Origin of the sequence: Paraburkholderia sp. J94, assembly GCF_905220285.1 — a bacterium.
In the GTDB taxonomy this organism is placed as follows: domain Bacteria; phylum Pseudomonadota; class Gammaproteobacteria; order Burkholderiales; family Burkholderiaceae; genus Paraburkholderia; species Paraburkholderia tropica_A.
The window spans coordinates 1-21,547 of record NZ_CAJMZH010000006.1 but is presented as its reverse complement, the minus strand read 5'-3'; the positions used below and the strand labels follow the sequence as shown (position 1 = coordinate 21,547).

The 21,547-nt window shown below is 67.3% G+C and carries 18 protein-coding genes; 6 read left to right on the top strand and 12 right to left on the bottom strand.

Annotated elements, in window-relative coordinates; genetic code table 11:
- Positions 1-211: 211 nt before the first annotated feature.
- A complete protein-coding gene (locus tag U4Y88_RS13730) occupies positions 212-1,894 on the bottom strand; it encodes a sensor histidine kinase (RefSeq protein ID WP_321784563.1) in 1,683 nt (560 codons plus the stop codon).
- Positions 1,895-2,223: 329 nt separating this feature from the next.
- Between U4Y88_RS13730 and U4Y88_RS13725 the strand changes: the two genes are divergently transcribed.
- Positions 2,224-2,724, top strand: a complete 501-nt coding sequence (locus U4Y88_RS13725; protein ID WP_224007510.1) for a hypothetical protein — start codon at positions 2,224-2,226, stop codon at positions 2,722-2,724.
- Between the two features lie 119 nt (positions 2,725-2,843).
- Here U4Y88_RS13725 and U4Y88_RS13720 read toward each other — a convergent pair whose 3' ends face one another.
- Positions 2,844-5,345: an AsmA family protein gene (locus tag U4Y88_RS13720; protein ID WP_321784561.1), complete on the bottom strand. Its 2,502-nt coding sequence runs from the start codon at positions 5,343-5,345 to the stop codon at positions 2,844-2,846.
- Between the two features lie 122 nt (positions 5,346-5,467).
- Between U4Y88_RS13720 and U4Y88_RS13715 the strand changes: the two genes are divergently transcribed.
- Entirely contained in the window at positions 5,468-6,253 is a 786-nt protein-coding gene (locus U4Y88_RS13715) for an ATP-binding cassette domain-containing protein (RefSeq protein WP_321784559.1), read from the top strand.
- On the top strand, positions 6,250-7,059 hold the full coding sequence (locus tag U4Y88_RS13710; protein WP_224007501.1) for an ABC transporter permease: 810 nt from the start codon (positions 6,250-6,252) through the stop codon (positions 7,057-7,059). The genes U4Y88_RS13715 and U4Y88_RS13710 overlap by 4 nt, the downstream gene beginning before the upstream one ends.
- A 31-nt stretch (positions 7,060-7,090) precedes the next feature.
- On the opposite strand, the gene U4Y88_RS13705 is transcribed toward U4Y88_RS13710, so the two are convergent.
- Together U4Y88_RS13705 and U4Y88_RS13700 are read right to left on the bottom strand one after the other, a co-directional pair.
- Positions 7,091-7,651 (bottom strand): DUF6013 family protein, encoded by a 561-nt coding sequence (locus U4Y88_RS13705; RefSeq protein ID WP_224007498.1) that lies wholly within the window; start codon positions 7,649-7,651, stop codon positions 7,091-7,093.
- Between the two features lie 287 nt (positions 7,652-7,938).
- Positions 7,939-8,955 carry a zinc-binding alcohol dehydrogenase family protein gene (locus U4Y88_RS13700; protein WP_321784557.1) on the bottom strand — a complete coding sequence of 339 codons (1,017 nt, stop codon included), beginning with the start codon at positions 8,953-8,955 and terminating at the stop codon, positions 7,939-7,941.
- A 184-nt stretch (positions 8,956-9,139) separates the two neighbouring features.
- On the opposite strand from U4Y88_RS13700, the gene U4Y88_RS13695 reads away from it, so the two are divergent.
- Positions 9,140-10,111 carry a LysR family transcriptional regulator gene (locus U4Y88_RS13695; protein ID WP_321784555.1) on the top strand — a complete coding sequence of 324 codons (972 nt, stop codon included), beginning with the start codon at positions 9,140-9,142 and terminating at the stop codon, positions 10,109-10,111.
- 161 nt (positions 10,112-10,272) lie between these two features.
- Here the strand turns inward: U4Y88_RS13695 and ligD are convergent, their stop codons facing one another.
- Complete coding sequence (gene ligD, locus U4Y88_RS13690) at positions 10,273-11,367, bottom strand: non-homologous end-joining DNA ligase (protein WP_321784554.1); 1,095 nt, start codon at positions 11,365-11,367, stop codon at positions 10,273-10,275.
- 393 nt (positions 11,368-11,760) lie between these two features.
- Between ligD and serB the strand changes: the two genes are divergently transcribed.
- Entirely contained in the window at positions 11,761-12,600 is an 840-nt protein-coding gene (gene serB, locus U4Y88_RS13685) for a phosphoserine phosphatase SerB (RefSeq protein WP_224007472.1), read from the top strand.
- Positions 12,601-12,719: 119 nt separating this feature from the next.
- Here serB and U4Y88_RS13680 read toward each other — a convergent pair whose 3' ends face one another.
- Positions 12,720-13,904, bottom strand: coding sequence for a cystathionine beta-lyase (locus tag U4Y88_RS13680; RefSeq protein ID WP_321784552.1), 1,185 nt, complete (start codon positions 13,902-13,904; stop codon positions 12,720-12,722).
- Positions 13,905-14,010: 106 nt separating this feature from the next.
- Positions 14,011-15,192 (bottom strand): tyrosine-type recombinase/integrase, encoded by a 1,182-nt coding sequence (locus tag U4Y88_RS13675; protein ID WP_321784550.1) that lies wholly within the window; start codon positions 15,190-15,192, stop codon positions 14,011-14,013.
- Positions 15,193-15,356: 164 nt separating this feature from the next.
- On the opposite strand from U4Y88_RS13675, the gene U4Y88_RS13670 reads away from it, so the two are divergent.
- The gene (locus U4Y88_RS13670; protein WP_321784548.1) at positions 15,357-16,400 is read left to right on the top strand and encodes a DNA-binding protein; all 1,044 of its coding nucleotides are present in this window, start codon (positions 15,357-15,359) and stop codon (positions 16,398-16,400) included.
- A gap of 37 nt (positions 16,401-16,437) precedes the next feature.
- Here the strand turns inward: U4Y88_RS13670 and U4Y88_RS13665 are convergent, their stop codons facing one another.
- The 5 genes from U4Y88_RS13665 to U4Y88_RS13645 form a co-directional block, all read right to left on the bottom strand.
- Positions 16,438-17,028, bottom strand: a complete 591-nt coding sequence (locus U4Y88_RS13665) for a hypothetical protein (RefSeq protein WP_321784546.1) — start codon at positions 17,026-17,028, stop codon at positions 16,438-16,440.
- 41 nt (positions 17,029-17,069) lie between these two features.
- Complete coding sequence (locus U4Y88_RS13660) at positions 17,070-17,999, bottom strand: sugar kinase (RefSeq protein WP_321784544.1); 930 nt, start codon at positions 17,997-17,999, stop codon at positions 17,070-17,072.
- A 5-nt stretch (positions 18,000-18,004) separates the two neighbouring features.
- The gene (gene rimO, locus U4Y88_RS13655) at positions 18,005-19,342 is read right to left on the bottom strand and encodes a 30S ribosomal protein S12 methylthiotransferase RimO (protein WP_310633138.1); all 1,338 of its coding nucleotides are present in this window, start codon (positions 19,340-19,342) and stop codon (positions 18,005-18,007) included.
- Positions 19,343-19,834: 492 nt separating this feature from the next.
- On the bottom strand, positions 19,835-20,452 hold the full coding sequence (phaR, locus tag U4Y88_RS13650; protein ID WP_224007451.1) for a polyhydroxyalkanoate synthesis repressor PhaR: 618 nt from the start codon (positions 20,450-20,452) through the stop codon (positions 19,835-19,837).
- A gap of 155 nt (positions 20,453-20,607) precedes the next feature.
- On the bottom strand, positions 20,608-21,348 hold the full coding sequence (locus U4Y88_RS13645; protein WP_065065584.1) for a 3-ketoacyl-ACP reductase: 741 nt from the start codon (positions 21,346-21,348) through the stop codon (positions 20,608-20,610).
- Positions 21,349-21,547: the final 199 nt, after the last annotated feature.

Here is a 21,547-nt window from a genome sequence, read left to right as displayed (position 1 = left end):
ATGCATCGCCGGATGGACCGTTGAATTTGCCGATACCGCCGGCTCCGTTGACGCGACGTCCGGCCGGACGCCCGCCTGCGCCTGCGCGCCTTCCCCCGCCTGCTCCCCGCGTGTCATCCCGCTCTCCACCGTTTTCTGATGCGTTATCGATTGATTGCGCGCTGTTCGCGTGCTGTTTTTTCGGCTCCGATGTGACTGCGTGCCGGACCGTTCATGCCTGCCGCATTGGCGCATCGGGCAGCGCGACGAAGAAGGTCGAGCCCGCGCCTTCCGTCGACTCCACCCACAAGCGCCCGCCGTGGCGTTCGGCGATGCGGCGCGCGAGCGCGAGCCCGGTGCCCTGACCCGCCGATTCGCCACCATGCAGACGCTGAAAAGCGCGAAACAGCTTCGGCAAATACGCCGCCGGAATGCCGATGCCATTGTCGCGCACATAATAAGTCCGCGTATGTCCGCCGGACATGCGCGACGCATCGCGCGCGTTTTCCGCTGCGCTTTCTGCTGCGTTTTCCGCCGATTTTTCCAGCGGTTTTTCGGCTGCACTGTCGACACTCGCGAACGCGTCGAGCGCACCGATTTCCAGTTGCCCGGGCCGCGCCGGATCGAGATGGCGCAAAGCGTTGTCGATCAGGTTGCCGAAGATTTCCTCGAGCGCGGCCGGATCGCCCCACGCGGGCGGCAGGTCGAGCACGTCGATCTGGGCGCGCTGCGTGAGCCCGGCCGCGAGCCCCGCGAGCGCGCGCTCGACGATGCGCGCCACGTTCACGCGCTGCCAGCGGTATTCGAGACGCCCCGCGCGCGACATGCGCAGCAGCGCGTCGATGATCGCCGCCGCGCGCGCGACCGCCTGGCGCAGGAATTGCAGCGATTCGTCCACGTCGCCGTCGAGCACTTCGACCATGCGCGCGTGCTCGCTTTCGGGCAGCCCCGCCGCGTCGATGCGCGTGCGCAGTTCCTCGCACGACACCTGCAATTCCTTCGAAAAACCCTGCAGGTTGACGAGTGGCGAGCGCAGATCGTGCGAGACGCTGTAGATGAACATCTCGGTGTCCTGACTCTCCTGGCGCAGATTGTCGTTGGCCGTCGCGAGATCGGCGGCGCGCGCCTGCAATTGCAGCTTGAGCGCGGCCTGCTCGCGATCGGCCGCGCGCAGGCGGCGGCTGGTCTGATTGAGCACCGTGTCGAGCGCGGCGATTTCGTCGTCGCCCGCGAGCGGCTGCGCGAGCGGCGCGCCCACGCTGAGCCGATCCACGTTCGCGCCGAGCGCGGCGAGCCGCTTGCCGACGTTGCGCGCGAACGCCCACGCCGTCGCGCCCCAGATCAGCATCGAGCCGACCACGGCGACGATCAGCGCATCCTGCTGGCGCTCGCGCGTCTCGCGCAGCGATGCGCTGCGCGCTTCGTCGAGGCGGCTTTCGTCGGCGATAAAGGCGGCCAGCTCGCTGCGCACCGCGTCGATCTCGGGCGGCATGCCGTCGCCGGCCGCGCGCACCATCGTCTCGGCGCGGCCTTCGCGCAAGGCGTCGGCGACCTCGGCGCAGCGCGCGCGCCACGCCCGCGCGTGGGCGCGGATGCGCTCGACGCGCGCGTGCTGTTGCGGGTTGTCGTTCACCATGTGCGCGAGCAGCGAGACGCGATCGGAGAATTCGGTCCAGACGGCGCGGCGGTCGATGAACGAGGCATCTTCGAGCACGATCGCGGTGCGCACGCGCGCGGCTTCGCGCAGCAGCGGATCGAGGAGACTGGTGGCTTGCCAGAGAATCTGCTTGCTGTTGTCGGCGCTGCGCGCGGCCTGCGCGGTCTTGCCTTGCGTATCGAACACGACGCCGAGCAGCGCCAGTTCGATGGCGCTGGGAATCGCGATCAGCAGAAGCCCCTTGGCGAAGAGTTTCATGACGGTCTGGTCCGGTGGCGGTCTGGGCGAGATGCCTTCTGATTAACCGCGGGCGCCAGAGCCAGAACATTATCGGCGTGAAATTAAGAGATGACAACGTATGTGGCAGCACGCACGACGCGATGAGAAAAGGCCGAGATTTCCCGAGAAATCGCCACACCGCGCGCGCATGCAGGTCTATTATTGAGACCGGAGACGAGCAAAAGTAAGCGAAGGAGCGCCGGGATACCTACATGAGCGCGACGTGAGGTCCGGCATGGCGATTGCCTGTGACAGGTCGGCATGCTACGAAGGATCGACGTGCGGCGCACCAATCCGGGAGTGGTCGCATGGGAACGCTGCGTGTTTTGCAATCCACCTTTTTCAGGCGAATTTTTATGTCCTTCCCGAAAAAGCGAAAACGCGTCAAGTTGGATGGCGACGAGTCGTTTCTCGCCGTACTGAACCACTTCAAACCGTTCGGTCAACTCGACACCAAGATCGCGCGTGCGCGCGCCCAGGACGAGCCGGTGCTCTATGCACACGTGCTGCCGGGGCTCGACGTGCTGCTCTGCTGCGTGCGCGGCGCGCAGCCGCCCTATCCCGCCACGAGCGAATTGCGCAGGCGCTGCATCGAATCCATCGCGCATGCGCTCGAACAGCCGATCGAGGGACTGGAGAACGGCGGCTACTGGTATGAGGCCGACGGTTTCGGGTTCCTGATTTTCGCGAGCCGTGCGCGCGCCCGCATCCTGCCCGAGTTCGGCGGGACGCAACCCGGCGCGGCTTCGCGGCGCGCGACGCGCCGCCAGGACGCGCCCGGCGATCCGGCGCCGCGTCAGTTGCGCTGAGTTCCACCCGAAAAAAACGCCCGGCACTCCCGCCGGGCGTTTTCGCTTGGGCGCTCGCCTGAACGAGCGTTCGGCTTGCGTGTTCGGCTGTCTTGTCAGCTTGCTTGTCAGCGTTCCTGTCAGCTTCCCTTGTAAAGCGCCTGCATGCCCGGCTGCGAGGCAGCCTGCGAGCCGGACCGCGAGTCAGGCGCCTTAGCGGGCTGAGCCGCGCCCTTCTCCCCGCCCTTGCTGCCCGAACCGCCCGTGCCCTTCGCGGGCGCCGGCGCGCGCATCTTCTGCCCCGGCGGCGGCGCCACCGGATGCTCGCGGATCTGCGCGAACAGTTGCGCGCACGGCAGCGGCTTGTTGTTGCTCGGCGCGATCAGCGGAATCAGCGCCGCGAACGGGTTGATCAAGCCGAGGCCGATCATCGCGCCGCCGCGCAGTGCGAGCGCTGCCGCATCCACGCCCACGTGCGGATTCTTGAACGTGCCCTTCACGTACAGCGGCGAGCGCAGCGAAAAGATGCGGAAGCCCTTCGTGTGCGGATGCACCTTCATATCCATCGATTCGTCGCGCAGATCGATCGGGCCGTCGATGTCGATCACCGCGTCGTCGGTATCGAGCGCGAACACGCGCGGATTCACCACGCCGTTGGTCGCCACGAAATCGGCGGCCGCGCAATTGATGTTGACGTCGCGGTTGCCGAACAACTTCTCGTAGACCACGTTCGCCACGTTCAGCCCCGCCGCCTCCATCAGCAGACGGCTGATCGTGCCTTGCGTGACGAGCGCCTTGATCTCGCCGTTCGAGGTCGAGGCGAGCGCCGCGGGCGAATTGCCGGTCGCGGACAGCGAGGCGTCGCCGTTGATCTCGCCGAGCGCCTGCTGCATCGACTTGACGCCCGGGAACAGCTGCTTGAGCTTCAGATGACGCGCCTCCACGGTGCCGCGCGCCTTGAGCGGCGCGCCGCTGCCGTCGAGCGACAGACGCGTGGCGAAGGTGCCGCCCGCGACGCCGAATTGCAGCGGCTCGAAGTCGAGCACGCCGTTGGTCATCGTCACGTGCGTGTAGAGGTCCTGAATCGGCAGGCTGCCTTGCTTGATGATGTGACGGCCCGTGAATTTGACGTCGGCGTCGATGGCGTTCCAGCGGTCGGTCTTGAAGGGCTCGACCGGAAGCACGCGGTCGGCGGGCTGCTGCACGGTGTCGCCGCGCTTGGCCTTGCTCGCCTTGCTGTCCGCGCCGATGATCGGCGCGAGATCGGAGAATTGCAGCAGATTCGAAACGAGTTCGCCCGACAGCAGCGGACGCGGATCGCGCTGCGTATAGACAAGCGTGCCGTTGAGGTCGCTGCCGCCCACGCGGCCCGTGAACTTCTCGTAGCGGAATACGCTCGCGCCCTTGCGGAACTGGCCGACGAAGCGCCCTTCGGTCGCGTACGGCGGCGTTTCGGGCAGCGTCACGCCGGTCAGGTTGTAGAGATGCGCCATGCTTTGGCCCTGGAGCCAGAGGCGCAGATCGACGGCGGCCAGATGCGCCGGATCGGTCACGGTGCCGACCAGCGCGATGTGCATGTCGCCGACGCGCACATCGGCCTGCACCGGGAACGGATGACGTGCGTTTTGCAGCGCGAGCACGCCGCCGAGCTTGCCTTCGCCCGAGAGCGCGGTCTTGTTGTACGAGCCTTTGATGGTCCAGCCGATCGCGTACAACGGCTCGCTGCTCGTGCCGCCCGCGGCCGCGTTCGCGTTGCTCGCGGCGCTCGCGCCGACCGCGGCGAGCTTCGAGCCGATGCCCTGGGAAGCGGCGCTGGCGTCGGCGGCAGCCGATGCCGTGGAAACCGCGCTAGCCGCCGAAGCCGCGCTCGTGGCGCTCGTGGCGCTTGTGGCACTAGCCGCCGCTTCGCTCGCGGCCGCCGCCTCCGACGCCTGCTGCTTCTCGGCCTGCTGCGCGAGCCGGTTCGCGCCCGCCTTGCCGATCACCTGCGCCGAACCCTGCCGCGACGCCGCTTCCTGCTCCTCCATCACCTTGCCGATCGGAATGCCCTGGCCGAGCAGGCTCACGACCATCTTCACCTCGGTTTTGGTCTGCTGGTCGCTGACCGCGATATTGCCGCTGCCGAAGGTGATGTCATGCAGATTGAGTTTCCACGTCGACGGCCCGCTCGATGCGGGCAGCTTGAAGGTCCAGTTGTTGCGGCCATCGGCGAGCCGTTCGACATCGACGGTCGGATTCACGAGATTGATGGCCGGAATCACGATGTCGTGCGCGAGCAGCGGCAGCACGGCCACTTCGAAGTCGATTTCGTCGAGCGTCGCGAAGTGCGGCGACTTCGCCCAGTCGGGATTGGCGACTTCGATCTGCGCCGCCGAAAAACGCGGCCAGGGCACCCACGCGCGCCAGCCCGTTTCGCCGGGCGGACGGCGCCAGCCCACCTTCAGATCGCCGACGATCGCGAACGGACGCCCGATCGCCTCCGTCACTTTCTCGTTGACGTAGGGCTTGGCGCGATTCCAGTCGAAGGTGTAGATAAAGACGGCGAGCGCGGCGATGAGCACGACCACAATCGCGACGAGCCATGCGAAGATCTTGGCGAGTGTGCGGCCGGGGCCGCGGGGCTTGGGTTGCGGTGACGTCATGCGCACTCCGGGTTATGCGTTGTTGTTTCGCCAGCGATACGACAGCAGAAGACGTGCCTGGTTTCCCTCGCAATGCGTTCGCCAGCTCACGCACGCTCGCACGTCTTGTTTGCAATCTTTCAATGAACTCTCAAAACGATTCGAATCGTCCCCGCGTTGACGCGCGCGCGCCGCTCGTCGAGGCGCACGGCATCGCCCGGCGCGACGCGCAGCGCGGCGAGGTCCTGCTGCATCCCACCGATTTCGCGCTGCACAACGGCGAGCGCGTCGTGCTCACCGGGCCGTCGGGCTCGGGAAAAAGCGTGTTTCTGCGCGCGCTCGCGCTGCTCGATCCGCTTGATTCGCCCAAACCGCACGACGGCGGCGCGCTGCGCTGGCACGGCGAGCCGGTCACGCGCGCGCGCATTCCGTCGTATCGGCGTCATATCGCCTATCTGCGGCAGCGGCCCGCGCTGATCGACGGCAGCGTCGAGGACAACCTGCGTTATCCGTATTCGCTCGCGGTCTATCGCGACACCGCGTTCGACGCCGCGCGCGTGCGCGCGCTGCTCGACGCCACCGGACGCGGCGCCGATTTTCTCGCGCGCGCCGCCGCCGACCTCTCGGGCGGCGAAGCGCAGATCGTCGCGCTGGTGCGCGTGCTGCAACTCGATCCCGAAGCGCTGTTGCTCGACGAACCCACGGCCTCGCTCGACCCCGAGTCGGCGCGCGAGGTCGAAGCGCTCGTCGCGCAATGGTTCGAGCAGCGGCGCGATGCGCGCGCGACCGTGTGGGTCTCGCACGATCCGGCGCAGGCGCAGCGCGTCGGCACGCGTCACATCACGATGCGCGCGGGCGTGCTCGACGCGGACGGCGCATCGTCCAGCACGACACTCAATACGCAACTGATTCCGGGAGACGCGCCATGAATGCAGGCGTGCTGCAAGACCTCAGCCTCGTCGATGTCGGCATCGCGGCCCTGCTCGTGTTCGTGAACGGCGCGGTCTCGGTGCTGCTCAAGCTCGATCTCGAACGCAAGCTCGCGTGGGCCGCCGTGCGCACGGTCGTGCAACTGCTCGCGATCGGCTACGTGCTCGGCTGGGTGTTCGCGTTCAACCGCTGGTATGCGGTGCTGCCGCTCATGGCGCTGATGACGCTGATCGCCGGCATCGCCGGTTCGCAGCGCGGCGCGCGCACCTATGGCGGGCAGCGCGCGGACAGCATCGTGTCGATCTGGGTGAGCGCGTGGCTCGTGGCCGCCGTGGGCCTGTTCGCGGTGATCCGCATCCGGCCGTGGTACGAGCCGCAATACGCGATTCCGATTCTCGGCATGATTCTCGGCAACACGCTCACGGGCGTGTCGCTCGGTGTCGAGCGGATGATGCAGGAACTCACGGCGCGGCGCGACCGCGTGGAAAGCGCGCTCGCGCTCGGCGCGACGCGTTGGGAAGCCGCCCAGGCGAGCGCGCGCGAGGCGGTGCGCGCGGGCATGATCCCGACGCTCAACCAGATGGCGGTCGTGGGCGTGGTGAGCCTGCCCGGCATGATGACGGGCCAGGTGCTGGCGGGCCAGTCGCCGTTGCAGGCGGTGCGCTACCAGATCGTGATCATGTTCCTGATCGCGGCTTCGTCGGCGCTCGGCACCGTGGGCGCGGTGCTGCTCGCGTACCGGCGGCTGTTCTCGCCCGAGCATTGCTTTCTCTCGGCGAAGCTGATCGCACGCGAGACGCGCTAGCCGCGCGTCATCCCACGTAGAACAGCGCCGATCAGCGTTGCGCCGAAATCGCCAGCTGCGTGCCGTCGCTGAGCGTGATCGTCTTGACGGTGCCGTTGGTCGGCATCGAGAAACGCCGCACCTCGCTGTGCGCCACCACTTCCGGGCAGGTCTGACCGCTCGCGGGTTTGCCGCGCGGCGCCTGGGCGCGGAAGCTCACCTGCACGGTCGCGGTGCCGTCGGCGGCCACGATCGGCGCGAGCCGCACCTGGGTCTGGCGCACCATCGCGCCATTCGCGTCGAGCGGCAGCGAACTGTAGTCGGGACAACTCTGCGCCGCCGGCACCGGACCGCCGGGCGGCTGGGTGCGCCAGGTGAAGTCGTCGGTGTCGCCGGAGCGCAGCGTGCGCGTTTCCTGCGAATTGCCGAAGAGTTTCGACGTGACCTTCACCGTGTAGCGGATCGGGCCATCGGGCGCGGCCTTCGACGTCACCGTGATCGGCGTGGTGGCGAACGCCGGCAACGCGATCGCGCACGACAGAGACAAAGCGACGGCGGCACGGACGAGCGCCGCGCGGCTGCGGCGGGCGTGGCTGGAGCTGCTGCAAGACATGCGTCACCTCCTGGCTGGCGCCGACGTCGCCGCGAAAAACGCGGCCACTGCGGCGTGTGGCGAATCTTCTTCTGTCAGTCTAGCGTGCCGCGCGTGAGCGTGCGCCCGGCGATGCCATCGCGCGCCCCAGGTTTTATCCTGCTTGCTTTCTCCCTCTCGCCAGGGCGCGGATTGCGCCGACACGCAACGGCAAGTGCAATGCGCCCCGGCAACCATGCGTCGCGCATGGTTGCCGGGGCGTCGCCGTCATCGGGCTATCACCGCATCACGTAATCAGAAACACGTCATCAGAAACCGCTGAGCACCAGCTTGCCGATCGCGCGCCCTTCTTCGAGCATCTTGTGCGCGCGCCGCACGTTCGCCGCGTTGATCGGCCCGAGCACCTCGCCCACGGTCGTGCGCAGCGTGCCCGCATCGACGAGCCGCGCCACTTCGGTCAGCAGCTTGTGCTGCTCGATCATGTCGGGCGTGTTGAACATCGAGCGCGTGAACATGAATTCCCAGTGCAGCGCGGCGCTCTTGGCCTTGAGCAGTTCGACGGGAATCGGCTTGTCGTTTTCGACGATGGTCGCGATGCCGCCCTGCGGCGCAATGATCTCGGCGGCGGCCGGAAAATTCGCGTCGGTGTCGTTGAAGATCAGCACGTAGTCGACGTTCTGGAAACCGAGCGCGCGGATCTGCGTGGGCATGTCGCCGTGATGATTGACGATGTGATCCGCGCCGAGCGAGCGCGCCCATTCCGCCGATTCGGGCCGCGACGCCGTCGCGATCACGGTGAGCTTCGCGAGCTGCTTCGCCAGTTGAATGCCGATCGAGCCGACGCCGCCCGCGCCGCCGATGATCAGCACGCGCTTGCCCGCGTCGGCGCCCTGCGGCGAGACGTGCAGGCGCTCGAACAAGGCCTCCCACGCGGTGATCGCGGTCAGCGGCAGCGCCGCCGCGTGCGCGAAATCGAGCGACGCGGGCTTGTGGCCGACGATGCGTTCGTCGACGAGCTGGAACTCGCTGTTCGAGCCGCTGCGCGTGATGTCGCCCGCGTAGAACACCGGGTCGCCGACCTTGAACAGCGTGACCTCGGGACCGACGGCCGCGACCGTGCCGGCGGCATCGTAACCGAGCACCTTCGCTTCGGTTTCGACCTTGTCCTTCGGCGCGCGCACCTTGTAATCGACGGGATTCACGGACACCGCTTCGACCTTCACGAGCACGTCGCGGCCCGTGGGCGCAGGCGTGGGCAGATCGAGATCGAGCAAGGCTTCGGCTGCGTCGATGGGGAGATAGCGGTAGAGGCCAACGGCTTTCATTTCGGGCTCCTTCGGGAAGGCTGGCGAGGGGAACGACGGATTTCGCTTCGGGCGCGGCGCTGTCGCTGGACTACGCGTGGACAGCCGCGCGCCGTTGAGTCGTATCCTAAGCGGCACATTCATCGCCGAAAAGCCTCATAATCACTGAAACATTCTTCGGTTATTTTTGATAATTGGCACCGCGATGAGCACACCGCCGTCCGCTTCCCCGCTCGCCGCCGATCCGCGCGAGCGCCTCGATCTGCTCGACGTCGCACTGTTCGTGCGCGCGGCGCAGCTCGCGAACGTGTCCGCCGCTGGGCGCGAATACGGGCTGTCGGCGGCGGTGGCGAGCGCACGGCTCGCGAATCTCGAACGCACGCTCGGCGCGCGTCTGCTCCATCGCACCACGCGCCGCGTGAGCCCGACCGAGGACGGCGAGGTGTTCATGGCGCGCGCGCTCGCGCTGCTCGACGCCGCCGAAGCCGCGCGCGCCGCCGTCGGACGCGCGCACGCCGCGCCGCAAGGCCGCCTGCGCGTGTCGATGCCGTCGTCGTTTGGACGTCAGCATGTCTCGCCCGTGATCGCCGCGTTTTTGCGCCGCTATCCGGGTGTGAGCGTCGATTTGCGTCTGACGGATCAGGTCGTCGATCTCGTCGATGCGGGCATCGATGTCGCGATCCGCATCGGCGCGCTCAAGGATTCGACGCTGGTCGCGCGGCGGCTCGCCGTGAACCGGCGCGTGATCTGTGCGTCGCCCGCCTATCTCGCGGAGCGCGGCACGCCGCATCATCCGTCCGATCTGGCGCGGCACGAGTGCGTGATACTCGGGGATCAGCGCGACTGGGCCTTCGTCACGCCCGCCGGACCGCTGACCGTGCGCGTGGACGGGCGACTCGTCACCGACAACGGCGAGGCGATCCGCGACGCCCTGCTCGCCGGTTTCGGCATCGCGCTCAAATCGACGTGGGATGTCGCGCCGCATCTGCGCAGCGGCGCGCTCGTGAGCGTGCTCGACAGCTATCCGCTCGCCGAGACCACGGCGATCTGGGCCGTCTATCCGAGCCGCGCGTTCGTGCCGCCGAAAACCCGCGCGTTCGTGGAGTTTCTCGGCGAGCATTTCGGCGATCCGCCGTATTGGGATGGCGGCGCGGAGGCAGGGTCGAAGTTGCCGTGAAAACGGCGCGTGAACGGAACTGCGCGGAACTGAGCGGAACGTGAGCGCAACTGAGCGCAACATGAGCACCCCATCGGCGAAACCCGAGCGGCATCGGACTGGAACGAGCGGCGCGCGCCCAACCGCGTTCGACAGCACGCGGCCGGACACGACCACGCGCGCTACGCGCCGCCTTCTTCGAGCCGCAGCGTGAGTTCGCTCGTCACCGTCTGGCGCACGCTGGCGTAACGCGCCCACGGGTCCGCGCTCTTGCCGTGCGCGCTCCGCGTGACCCGGGCAATGCGCGCGTCGATATTGGCGAGCGTCCATTGCGCGCCGCCCGTCGTCTCGGGCAGTTCGTCCCAACTGATCGGCACCGACACGCCCATGCCGGGCCGCGCGCGCACGCCCCACGCGACCGCCGTGCTGGCGCCGCGCGCGTTGCGCAGGTAGTCGACGAAGATCTTTTTCTTGCGATGCTCGGTGCTCAACGTCGCTGTGAACTGCGTGGGCCAGCCCGAGGCGAGACGCTGCGCAACCGCGCGCGCGAACGCTTTCGACTCGTCCCAGCTCGTGCCCGGCACCACCGGCACGACCACGTGCAGGCCCTTGCCGCCGCTCGTCTTGCAGAACGCTTCGAGCCCGAGATCGGCCAGAATTCCGCGCGTGAGCTGGGCTGCCTCGATCATGCGGTCCCAGCCGAGCGCCGGATCGGGATCGAGATCGAACACCACGCGGTCGGTCTGCTCGACGTCGCTCGCGAGCGCGTTCCACGTGTGCAGTTCGATCGTGTCCATCTGCGCGACGTGAACGAGCGCGTCGAGCGTATCGATGCTGAGGATCGCCGGATGGCCCGGATCGAGCCCTTCGTGCTGCGTGACGCCGTCGATCGGCGCGCGGGCGCTGTGACGCTGGAACAACGTCTCGCCGGCGAGCCCTTGCGGCGCGCGCAGCAGCGAAACGGGACGGTCGCGCAGATGCGGCAGCAGCAGCGGCGCGGCGCGCGCGTAATAACGCACGAGGTCGAGCTTGCGGATGCCGGTTTGCGCGTCGATCACGCGGCGCGCGCTGGTGATGCGGATGCCGGCGACTTCGCCGGTGATGGAAGCTCGCCCGGAGCGCTTGCGCGGCGCGGTGGCGCGCGGTGCGCGGGGCGTGGACGCGGGATGCGAGGCCAGAGCACTGGCGTCCGGAGCCTGGGCCCGGACGCCGGTCGGCGTTCGGGTGGGTGTCGATTGCGACGATTGAGCCGATTCGGCCTTGAGAGCGTCCTGCATACCGGTTCCCCTTGCGCGGTGGCGCATGCGACGCATCGCGCGACGCGAGTCGCGACACGTACGGTTGACGGCACGCGGCGGCCGCCCCCGTCGGACGCCGCACGTGCAGTCATTGTGCCTCGAAAGCTCGCTTTCGTCGCTGAAAGCTGTGCGCGAGGCCGCATTGCGCCGCCGCACGGGGCGCACGGGGCGGGCCGAAACGGCAGTTTCGATAGCGCGCCAGGCGTCCACGCCGACACTCGACGGCGCCGCCCGCGCCCGCCAAGGCGGTACAATTCGCCTTTCGCCGTCATTCGCCGCGCGCGGCAGCCGCCAGGCCGCCTTCGCGCCCTTTTTCGATTTCCGCCGTTTTCGGGCATCCGGCGCCCTCGCAGGGTCCGCGCCGCTCACGTCATGAACCTCGTCATCCAGAGTCCCGTCCCGCTGCAAGCCGAACACCACAAGCCGCTGCTCGCGCTCGCGCGCGGCAGTCGCCTTACGCCGATCGACGCCTGCGCACTGCGCATCGACAACGCCGATCCCGCGCAGCGTCCCGATCTCGACGTCTACTGCGGCACGCACCAGCTCGACTACGCGTTCGTCGAAGCGGGCCGCACGCTGGCCGATTTCGGCCTCGTCGCGATGGATATGGACTCGACGCTCATCACGATCGAATGCATCGACGAAATCGCCGACTTCTGCGGCCTGAAGGCCGAAGTCGCGGCGATCACCGAAGCGTCGATGCGCGGCGAGATCAAGGATTTCAACGAGAGCCTCACGCGCCGCGTGGCGCTGCTCAAGGGCCTCGACGCGAGCGCGCTGGAACGCGTCTACGAAGAACGCCTGCAACTCTCGCCGGGCGCGGAAACCATGCTCGCGGGCGCACGCGCGGCGGGCCTGAAGACGCTGCTCGTGTCGGGCGGCTTCACGTTCTTCACCGAGCGCCTCAAGGCGCGTCTGGGTCTCGACTTCACGCGTGCGAACACGCTGGAAATCGTCGATGGCAAGCTCACGGGCCGCGTGACCGGCGAGATCGTCAATGCCGATGTGAAGGCGCGCACGCTGGTCGAAACCTGCGCGCAACTGGGCATCGAGCCGCGCCGCGCGATCGCGATGGGCGACGGCTCGAACGACCTCAAGATGATGGCCGAAGCCGGTTTGTCGGTGGCGTTCCGCGCCAAGCCGGTGGTGCGCGAGGCGGCGAGCGTCGCGTTCAACTTCGTCGGGCTCGACGGCTTGTTGAAGCTGCACTGAAGTCGCACTGAGCCTCGCCGGGCGCGGTCCCAAACGAAACGGCCGCTCGCGTCCCACGGGACGGCGAGCGGCCGTTTTGCTTTTGCGGCGCGCGCTTTAACTGAACGCGCGATTCAGACTCAGGCGAGCGTCGCGAGCGCGCGTTCGAGATCGGCGCGCAGATCGGCTTCGTCTTCGAGACCGATGTAGAAGCGCACCAGCGTGCCGCGATGCGGCCACTGCGCCGCGCTGCGCATCGACGCGATGTCGTACGGCATCACGAGACTGTTCGCCCCGCCCCAGCTCCAGCCGAGCGCGAACAGGTCGAGCGATTCGCAGAACGTGTCGATCTGCGCCGCACTGTAGCGCTCGTCGAACACCACCGAAAACAGGCCGCCCGCGCCCGTGAAATCGCGCTTGAAGAACGCGTGGCCCGGGCAATCCTCGAACGCCGGATGCAGCATGGCCGCGATTTCGGCGCGCGACTTGAGCCACGTTGCGAGCGCGTACGCGCTGCGGTCGTGCGCTTCGAAACGCGCCTTCATGCTCGGCAGGCCGCGCAGCACGAGCGAGCAATCGTCCGACGACACGCCGATGCCCAGACGCATGCGCGCCGACTTCAGCTTCAGATACAGATCGCGGTCGCGCGTGATGGTCGCGCCCATCAGCACGTCGCTGCCGCCCGACTGATATTTCGTGAGCGCCTGCACCGAGATGTCGATGCCGTGATCGAAGGGCTTGAACGCGAGGCCCGCCGACCACGTATTGTCGATCGCGGTGATCACGTTGCGCGCGCGCGCCGCCGCCGTGATCGCCTGCACGTCGGGCACTTCCATCGTCACCGAACCGGGCGCTTCGACCCAGATCAGCTTCGTGTTCGGCTGGATCAGGTCGGCGATGCCCGCGCCGATCATCGGATCGTAATAGCGCGCCGTGAGGCCGAAGTCGCGCGCGAGCCAGTCGCCGTGATCGCGGTTCGGCGAATAGACGTTATCGGGAATCAGGACGTCGTCGCCACTCTTCAGGAGGCCGAAATAGACGTTGGAGATCGCCGACAGACCGGACGGCTGGAGCAGCGTGTGCTCGCCGCCTTCGATTGCGGCCAGCCGATGCTGGAGCATCGTGGACGTGGGCGTGGCGTGCAGGCCGTAGCGCCATTGCGCGTCGTTGCGCCAGTCGAGCGCGCGCACGGACGCGAGGTCCGGGAAGACCACGGTCGAGGCGCGCGTGACGGGCGCCGCGAACGATTCGAAGCCGGGCGTGAGGTCGTCTTGCGGATGCAGGATCTGCGTCTGGACCGTGCGGCTGGAGTCGGATTTCGTCATATCGGGAGTGATGCGGTTGGTGCGTGAAATAAGCAGACGCGCGCGGCGGCCGTTTCAGGCGGCGCGCGCGACGTATCCCGAAGATTAACACCGGCGTGCGGCTGTCTCATCGGGCAGGGTCGTTCGGGGGTTGGGCTGAGGCGGTCGTGCGCTCGTGGCGCGCATCGTCGTCGGCGTGCAGGTAGAGGCCTGTGGTTTCGATCGACGCGTGACGCAGATTCTTCTGGATGTAGCGCAGGTCGGTGCCGGCGTCGGCCTGATGCGTCGCGGCCGTGTGGCGCAGCCAGTGCGTCGAAGCGCGCCGCAGCGTGTCGGCGCCCGCGGGGTCGTCGGCTTCGAGACGCTCCGCTACGCGGCGGAACACCGTCTTCACGATCAGATAGACCGCCGTGGACGTGAGCGGCCGCTCGTCGTTGCCCGCGACGCCCAGTACAGCGGGCCGCGTCTCGCCCGGCGCGGGCGTACCCGGCAAGCCGTGAAACGCGCGGTAGCGCGCGAAATCGGCCATCAGCTCGTCGCTCGCGGGCACGTCGCCCTCCACGCCGCCCTTGCCCACCACACGCAGCCACCAGCGTCCGCGCCGCCGCTCGAAATCGCCCGCGCGCGCCTGCGCGGCTTCGCTCGCGCGCAGCGCCGTGCGGTACAGGAAGCGGATCAGCCAGCGGCAGCGCTCGTAGTGCTGGCGCTCGCGCGGCGTGTCTTGCGGGAAGGCGTCGATGCCGTCGAGCACCTGCTGCCAGAGCGCCTGATCGAGATAGCGCTCGACGCGGCGGCTGCGCGCCGCCTGCGGCATGCGCGAGCGGCGCAGCGCGAGCGGATTGCCCGCGAGATAGCCCGCCGCGACGAGGTAATTGAACAGCCCGCCGAGGATGCCGAGCGCCTGGCGGCGGCTGCGCGGCGCCAGCGGTCCGTCGAACAGACGGCGCTCGCGCCCTCTTCGCGGTCGGGCGGGATCGGCCCAGTCGGCGCTGGGCGCGGCGAGGAATTGCTCGTAGAGCACGAAGTCTTCGCGCGTGAGGCTCGACAGCGGCTTGCGCAACGTGTTCGTGCTCCAGAGCATCAGGCGCACCGCTTCCTTGCGGTAGCTGCGCAGCGTGTGCGGCGAGCCCGCGTATTCGGCGAGCCAGAGGCGCACGGCTTCGACGTCGTTACGCGCCGACGTCTGCGCGAAGCCGCCGCGCGCCCGGTTCAGGCCGTCGCGGCCATCGAGTGCGGGCGGCAAGGCTGGCAAAGCGGCGGCGGCGAGGTCTTCGTCGGCGTATTCGTAGTCTGGGTGTTCTTCCGGCATCGACAGAAAGAGCGGATTCGAGCGATTCCGTGAGCGTACAGCATCGATACTTGCGATTATAGGAGTTATCGTAAATTTCTGATTGATATCGTTATACGTATAACGTTATACGATGATATACGCTAAAATTCGGCACCATCCCCTGCTCTCGTGCCGGAAAAACCATGTCCCGTATCAGCGATACCCGTTTGCGCACGCGTGAAACCGCGTCTCGCCTCGTCGCGGCCGGAAAACGGCCGCACGAACTCACCGTCGATCTGATTTACGCGGAAATCCGCCAAGGCAGCCGCACGACGATCAACGACGAACTCAAGCAATGGAAGGACGAGCAAACGCGCGGCGACGCCCTCGCCTCGCAGTTGCCGCCCGCTGTCGCGGACGCGATGCTGGCCGCCTGGGCCATCGCCGTCGAGCATGGGGAAAAGGTGTACGACGCGCGCGCCGGGGAACTGGAACAGGCTGGCGCGCAGGCCGAGGCGCGCGCGGCGGATGCCGTCCGCGACCGTGATGAGGCCCAGGAGAGTCTGCGGCTGCGCGACGTCGAACTCGCTGCGCGCAACGAGCACATCGCGGCGCTCAAGGAGCAACTCGACGCCGCTAACGCCCGTGCGAACGAAGCGAGCGCCCGCGCGGCGGCGCTCGAAGCTCAGCGCGATATCGAGCGCACTATGGCGGAAACGCGTTTGCAAGAACAACGCGCGGCGCACGAACAGGCCATCGCGGCCATGCGGGCGGCGCAGGAAACGCGCGACGCCGCGTTTCAGTCCGAACTCGACAAGGCGACGCAGCGCATGGAAGGCGTGCAGAAGCACATGATGCAGCAGATCAGCGAGGCGCGCGACGAGCGTCGGCGCGCGGATGCGCTGGCCGCGAGCGCCCAGCGGCGCAACGAACAACTGGTGAGCGAATTGGGCGCGGCGCGCGCGCAGGAGGAACAGCAGGCGAATGCGCTGAGTGATGCGCAACGCCGCGTCGACGCTCTGCTCGCGCAAGAAGCGCAGTGGCTGCGCGAGCGCGAGGCGCTGGAAAGCAAACTGGCCGAACTGGCCGCGTTGCACGGCCAGTCGATGTCGTCGCGAAAACCGACGAAAGCCCAAGCAACAACAAAAGCGCGAAGAAAACCGCGCATCGCGCTGGACGCGCCGCGTGTCGCGCGCGTGGCACGCACACGCTCCGTCGCGAGCGAATCGAGCGAACCAAACGACTGAGCGGCCGGCGCTTACGCGCGCCCGCTCAGCGCCAGATTCACTCGCCCGTCACCACGTTCCCGACACCATTGACCGCCTGCCCGCCCTTCGCGGCCGGACTCGCGACGGACGGCGCTGCCGCGCCCGCCGTCACCGGCTTGAGCTCGAACGGCTGCGGATTCGAATCGTCGACTTCCATGCGGTCGCCGGAAAACGAGCCGTCGGCGGCAAACGTGCCGACCCAGTTGCCGACGATGCGCGTGCCGTCGTCCGACTCCTCCGCTTCGAGCGTCTGGCCCGTGCGGTCGCCCGCGATCAGGATCACTTCGCCCGTATCGATAAACTGGTACTCGCCGTGCAGGCCGCCCGGATCGTCGGGGTCGGTCTTCTTGCCCAGCCGCATCACGATCGCCCGCTTGCCGAGCGTGCCGGTGTATTGCGGATAGTGCGCGAATTCGGGATTCGGCTTGAGCGTCGAATGCACCTGAATGACGGTCGAACCCGCGGACGCACTCTGCGCGCCGCCGTCGCCCACGGCGCAGGCCGCGAGCGGCAACGCGAACACGCAGGCCGCCAACACGCTCCGAGCGCGCAGCGTCTTCGACGAACGACGCACGCCGCTCCGGTCTTTCGAAATCGAAACTTCCATCACACTCCCTGGTGCTAAAAGAGCACGCGAAGCACGCACATTCAGGCCTCGGCCAGCGCGCGCTCGACGTCCTCGCGGCGCGGAACCGGCGCGACCGCGCCATAACCGAGCGTCGACAGCGCGGCGGCCGCATTGGCATAGCGCGCCGCCGCGAACGGATCGTCGCCGGCCACGATGCGCGCGATGAAGGCGCCGCCGAAGCAATCGCCCGCGCCGGTTGCATCGACGGCCGCGACCGTGCGGCCCGGCACCAGACGGCGCTCATTGGGCGTCGCCACATACGCGCCGTCCTTGCCGAGCTTGAGCGCGACCACACGCGAGCCCAGCGACAGCAGCCGGTCGACGATGGCGTCGCGGTCGTCGAGTCCCGTCAGCACGGCGACATCGTCCCAGCTCGGCAGACAGATGTCGGTGGCGCGCAGCACTTCGGTCATCACGGCGCGGGCGCGCGCGAGCGGCCACAGCTTCAGCCGCAGATTGGTGTCGAAGCTCACCTGCACGCCACTCGCGCGCGCGTGCTCGATGGCCGCGAAGGCCGCGTCGCACGCGGCATCGCCAATCGCGACGCTGATGCCCGACAGATGCAGCACGCGCGCGGCGGCCAGCGCCTCGCGCGGCAGATCGCCGGGCGCGTAGCGGCTCGCCGCCGAACCCTTGCGCAGATAGTCGAACGCGTGGCCGCTCGGGCCGTGCGAGACGAAATAGACGCCGGTGGGCGCGTCGGCGTTCACGCGCACGTGCGCCGTATCGACGCCCTCGCGCGTCCACAGATCGAGCAGCAAGCGTCCAAACTGATCGTCGCCGACCGCCGAGACGAAGCCCGTGTGCGCGCCCTGGCGCGCCGCCGCGATCGCGAAATTCGAGGTGTCGCCGCCGAAGCCTTGCAGATACTGCGGCTGCCCCGGCGTCGCCTGGTTGAACTCGACCATCGCCTCGCCGTAAGCGAGGATCTGCGGCGTCGCCTGCGTCATACCGATCAGACCTCGCCCCAGAGGTCGTGGCCGTCGGCGCCGGTGATCTTCACCGAGACGAAGTCGCCGACCTTGTAGCGCTTCGACGCCTTGGTTGCGGGCGCAACGTACACCACGCCGTCGATCTCGGGCGCGTCCGCCGCCGTGCGGCCAATGCCGCCGTCGGCATTCACTTCGTCGATCAGCACCTTGAGCGTCTTGCCGACCTTGCGCTGGATGCGCTTGGCCGACACTTCCTCGGCCACTTCCATGAAGCGCGCGCGGCGGGCTTCGCGAACTTCGTCGGGCAGCGCGCCGTCGAGTTCGTTGGCCGTCGCGCCTTCGACCGGCGAGTAGGCGAAGCAGCCCACGCGATCGAGTTCGGCTTCGCGGATGAAGTCGAGCAGCGTCTCGAACTGTTCTTCCGTCTCACCCGGGAAACCGGCGATGAAGGTGCTGCGGATCGTCAGATCCGGGCACATTTCGCGCCACGCCTTCACGCGCTCCATCACCTTTTCGGCGTTCGCGGGACGCTTCATGCGCTTGAGCACTTCGGGGTGCGCGTGCTGGAACGGCACGTCGAGATACGGCAGCACGTGGCCCTTGAACGGACCTTCGGCCATCAGCGGAATCACTTCGTCCACGCTCGGATACGGATACACGTAATGCAGGCGCACCCACGCGCCGTACTGCGCGGCGAGTTCGCCGAGCGCCGTGACCAGATCGGTCATGCGCGTCTTGATCGGCTTGCCGTTCCAGAAACCCGTGCGGTACTTCACGTCGACGCCGTAGGCGCTCGTATCCTGCGAGATCACGAGCAGTTCCTTCACGCCCGACTTGAAGAGGTTCTCCGCTTCGAGCATGACTTCCGCGACCGGACGCGAGACCAGATCGCCGCGCATCGACGGGATGATGCAGAACGTGCAGCGGTGATTGCAGCCTTCCGAGATTTTCAGGTACGCGTAGTGGCGCGGCGTGAGCTTGATGCCCGCGGCCGGCACGAGGTCGACGAACGGATCGTGCGGCTTCGGCAGATGGCTGTGCACCGCCTGCATCACTTCGCCGACGGCGTGCGGGCCGGTCACGGCCAGCACCTTCGGATGCACTTCCTCGATCAGGTTCGAGCCGCTTGCGCTCGCCTTCTTGCCGAGACAGCCCGTGACGATCACCTTGCCGTTCTCGCTCAGCGCCTCGCCGATGGCGTCGAGGCTTTCCTGCACCGCTTCGTCGATGAAGCCGCAGGTGTTGACCACGACGAGGTCGGCGCCGTCGTACGAACCCGAGATCTCGTAACCCTCGGCGCGCAGCTGGGTAATGATCTGCTCGGAGTCGACAAGCGCCTTCGGACAGCCAAGGGATACCATCCCGACGCGCGGCGCGGGATTGCGGGAGGTCGTTGATTCAACAGGGTTTTTCACGTGTACGTCCGAAGGTGGGGCGCAGGGCGTTCGTTGCGCCGCGCGATGTTCTGGCCAATCCACCATTTTACCTGTTTGGCACAGGCAGCGGCGCGCTGGGGAAGGCGCCGGACAAGACGTGCGGGGTCAGATGACGCTGCGGGGGCAGCGCGCAGCCGCGCATTCGCGCTGGGCGTGGCATCGCCGCGCCAACGTAGAACGGGGCTGAGGAAAGAAAAAGGAAAGCCGGCAAGCAAAAACGGCGGCGCAACGCGCGTGTCGAGTTCGCCTCGACCGCGCCCGCGCCGGATCGCGGCTGAATCGCGGTTGGATCGCGGCCACACGGCCCTCGCTGCCCGGCGACGCGATCCGAACGCTGCGTGACGCCGGGCGGCGCGTCGTCACGCGCAAGCCTGGCCCATCACGCCCATGCGGCGCTCGATGAAACGTTCGATGCGCTTACTTCTTCTCGTCGTCGCTGCCGCCTTCGGTCGCGCCATGCGCGGGCGCAGCCGGGGACGGCGCACCCGTGGGCGCCACGGGCTTGAACGGAAAGCTGCTGAACATATTCTTCGCCTGGTTCTGCATCTGCTCCTGCATCTGCACGAACATGTTCTTCGACTGCTCGATGTAGCTGGTCATCATGCCCTGCATCATCGGCGCCTGCATGTTCATGAACTGCGACCAGACCTCGGGATTCATCGCGTTGCCTTCGTAAAGGTTCTTCGACTGATCGGCGAGCTTGTTCTGGATGTCGATGAACGCCTGGATGTTCTTTTCCAGGTAGGTGCCCATCATGCCCTGCATCGCATGGCCGTAGAAACGGATGATCTGCGACAGCATCGACGACGAGAACATCGGCAGGCCACCGCTTTCCTCTTCGAGAATGATCTGCAGCAGGATGCTGCGCGTCAGATCCTCGTTGCTCTTTGCGTCGATGACCTTGAATTCCTCTTGCTCGAGCACGAGTTGCTTCACGTCCGTCAACGTGATGTAGGTGCTCGTCTCCGTGTCGTACAGCCGACGGTTCGGATATTTTTTGATCAGTCGTTCGGCGGTTTTCTTTGTAGTCGTCATGTGTCGCCCTTGTATGCGCCAACGCGCGACGGCCGATGCCATCGCGCGTCGTCTAGCCCGGCGGCGAGCCTGCCCCGGCGTGCAAACAGGCGCGCCGCCGCCATCGATCCCCTGTTGCCGCCGCGCGTCCCCTGCCAGGCGCGCGGCGCGCGGGATCAGCCCATGTGCAACCCGCCATTCAGCGAGAAGTCAGCACCGGTTGCGAAGCCCGACTCTTCCGAGGCGAGCCACGCGACGATCGAGGCGATTTCTTCGGGCGCGCCGAGGCGGCGCACCGGAATGGTCGCGACGATCTTTTCCAGCACGTCGGGACGGATCGACTTCACCATGTCCGTGCCGATGTAGCCCGGCGAAACGGTGTTGACCGTCACGCCCTTGGTGGCCACTTCCTGCGCGAGCGCCATCGTGAAGCCGTGAATCCCGGCCTTGGCCGTCGAGTAGTTGGTCTGCCCGAACTGGCCCTTCTGGCCGTTCACCGACGAAATATTGATGATGCGTCCGAAGCCGCGCTCGACCATGCCGTCGATCACCTGCTTCGTGACGTTGAAGAGACTCGTCAGATTCGTGTCGATCACGGCGGTCCAGTCTTCGCGCGTCATCTTGCGGAACACGACGTCGCGCGTGATGCCCGCGTTATTGACGAGCACGTCGACCTCGCCGACTTCGGCCTTGACCTTGTCGAAGGCCTGCGCCGTCGAATCCCAGTCGCCCACATTGCCTTCCGAGGCAATGAAGTTGAAGCCGAGCGCCTTCTGGTCCTCGAGCCACTTCACACGACGCGGCGAGTTCGGGCCGCACCCGGCCACCACCTTGAAGCCCTGCTTTTCGAGGCGCTGGCAGATGCCCGTTCCGATGCCGCCCATACCGCCCGTTACATACGCAATACGCTGTGACATAAACCACACTCCATTATCGTTATCCAGAGCGCCGATCGACGGCCCCGGCCTCGCCTCTGCCCGCTGTTGCTCGCTGTTTATCGCTGTTTCTATCTCATTTCGCTTGACGCTCGATACAAGCGAGCGCGAAAGCGTACCGCGAAGCGGCCGCCTTCGCGCAACATCACGCGCTTACGGACGCTCGAGCGCGAGCGCCACG

What these genes read in the sequence shown, in the direction of transcription:
- U4Y88_RS13730 (WP_321784563.1), bottom strand. Translation starts at nt 1,894, where the DNA reads ATGAAACTCTTCGCCAAGGGGCTTCTGCTGATCGCGATTCCCAGCGCC.
- U4Y88_RS13725 (WP_224007510.1), top strand. Translation starts at nt 2,224, where the DNA reads ATGGGAACGCTGCGTGTTTTGCAATCCACCTTTTTCAGGCGAATTTTT.
- U4Y88_RS13720 (WP_321784561.1), bottom strand. Translation starts at nt 5,345, where the DNA reads ATGACGTCACCGCAACCCAAGCCCCGCGGCCCCGGCCGCACACTCGCC.
- U4Y88_RS13715 (WP_321784559.1), top strand. Translation starts at nt 5,468, where the DNA reads ATGAACTCTCAAAACGATTCGAATCGTCCCCGCGTTGACGCGCGCGCG.
- U4Y88_RS13710 (WP_224007501.1), top strand. Translation starts at nt 6,250, where the DNA reads ATGAATGCAGGCGTGCTGCAAGACCTCAGCCTCGTCGATGTCGGCATC.
- U4Y88_RS13705 (WP_224007498.1), bottom strand. Translation starts at nt 7,651, where the DNA reads ATGTCTTGCAGCAGCTCCAGCCACGCCCGCCGCAGCCGCGCGGCGCTC.
- U4Y88_RS13700 (WP_321784557.1), bottom strand. Translation starts at nt 8,955, where the DNA reads ATGAAAGCCGTTGGCCTCTACCGCTATCTCCCCATCGACGCAGCCGAA.
- U4Y88_RS13695 (WP_321784555.1), top strand. Translation starts at nt 9,140, where the DNA reads ATGAGCACACCGCCGTCCGCTTCCCCGCTCGCCGCCGATCCGCGCGAG.
- ligD (WP_321784554.1), bottom strand. Translation starts at nt 11,367, where the DNA reads ATGCAGGACGCTCTCAAGGCCGAATCGGCTCAATCGTCGCAATCGACA.
- serB (WP_224007472.1), top strand. Translation starts at nt 11,761, where the DNA reads ATGAACCTCGTCATCCAGAGTCCCGTCCCGCTGCAAGCCGAACACCAC.
- U4Y88_RS13680 (WP_321784552.1), bottom strand. Translation starts at nt 13,904, where the DNA reads ATGACGAAATCCGACTCCAGCCGCACGGTCCAGACGCAGATCCTGCAT.
- U4Y88_RS13675 (WP_321784550.1), bottom strand. Translation starts at nt 15,192, where the DNA reads ATGCCGGAAGAACACCCAGACTACGAATACGCCGACGAAGACCTCGCC.
- U4Y88_RS13670 (WP_321784548.1), top strand. Translation starts at nt 15,357, where the DNA reads ATGTCCCGTATCAGCGATACCCGTTTGCGCACGCGTGAAACCGCGTCT.
- U4Y88_RS13665 (WP_321784546.1), bottom strand. Translation starts at nt 17,028, where the DNA reads ATGGAAGTTTCGATTTCGAAAGACCGGAGCGGCGTGCGTCGTTCGTCG.
- U4Y88_RS13660 (WP_321784544.1), bottom strand. Translation starts at nt 17,999, where the DNA reads ATGACGCAGGCGACGCCGCAGATCCTCGCTTACGGCGAGGCGATGGTC.
- rimO (WP_310633138.1), bottom strand. Translation starts at nt 19,342, where the DNA reads ATGGTATCCCTTGGCTGTCCGAAGGCGCTTGTCGACTCCGAGCAGATC.
- phaR (WP_224007451.1), bottom strand. Translation starts at nt 20,452, where the DNA reads ATGACGACTACAAAGAAAACCGCCGAACGACTGATCAAAAAATATCCG.
- U4Y88_RS13645 (WP_065065584.1), bottom strand. Translation starts at nt 21,348, where the DNA reads ATGTCACAGCGTATTGCGTATGTAACGGGCGGTATGGGCGGCATCGGA.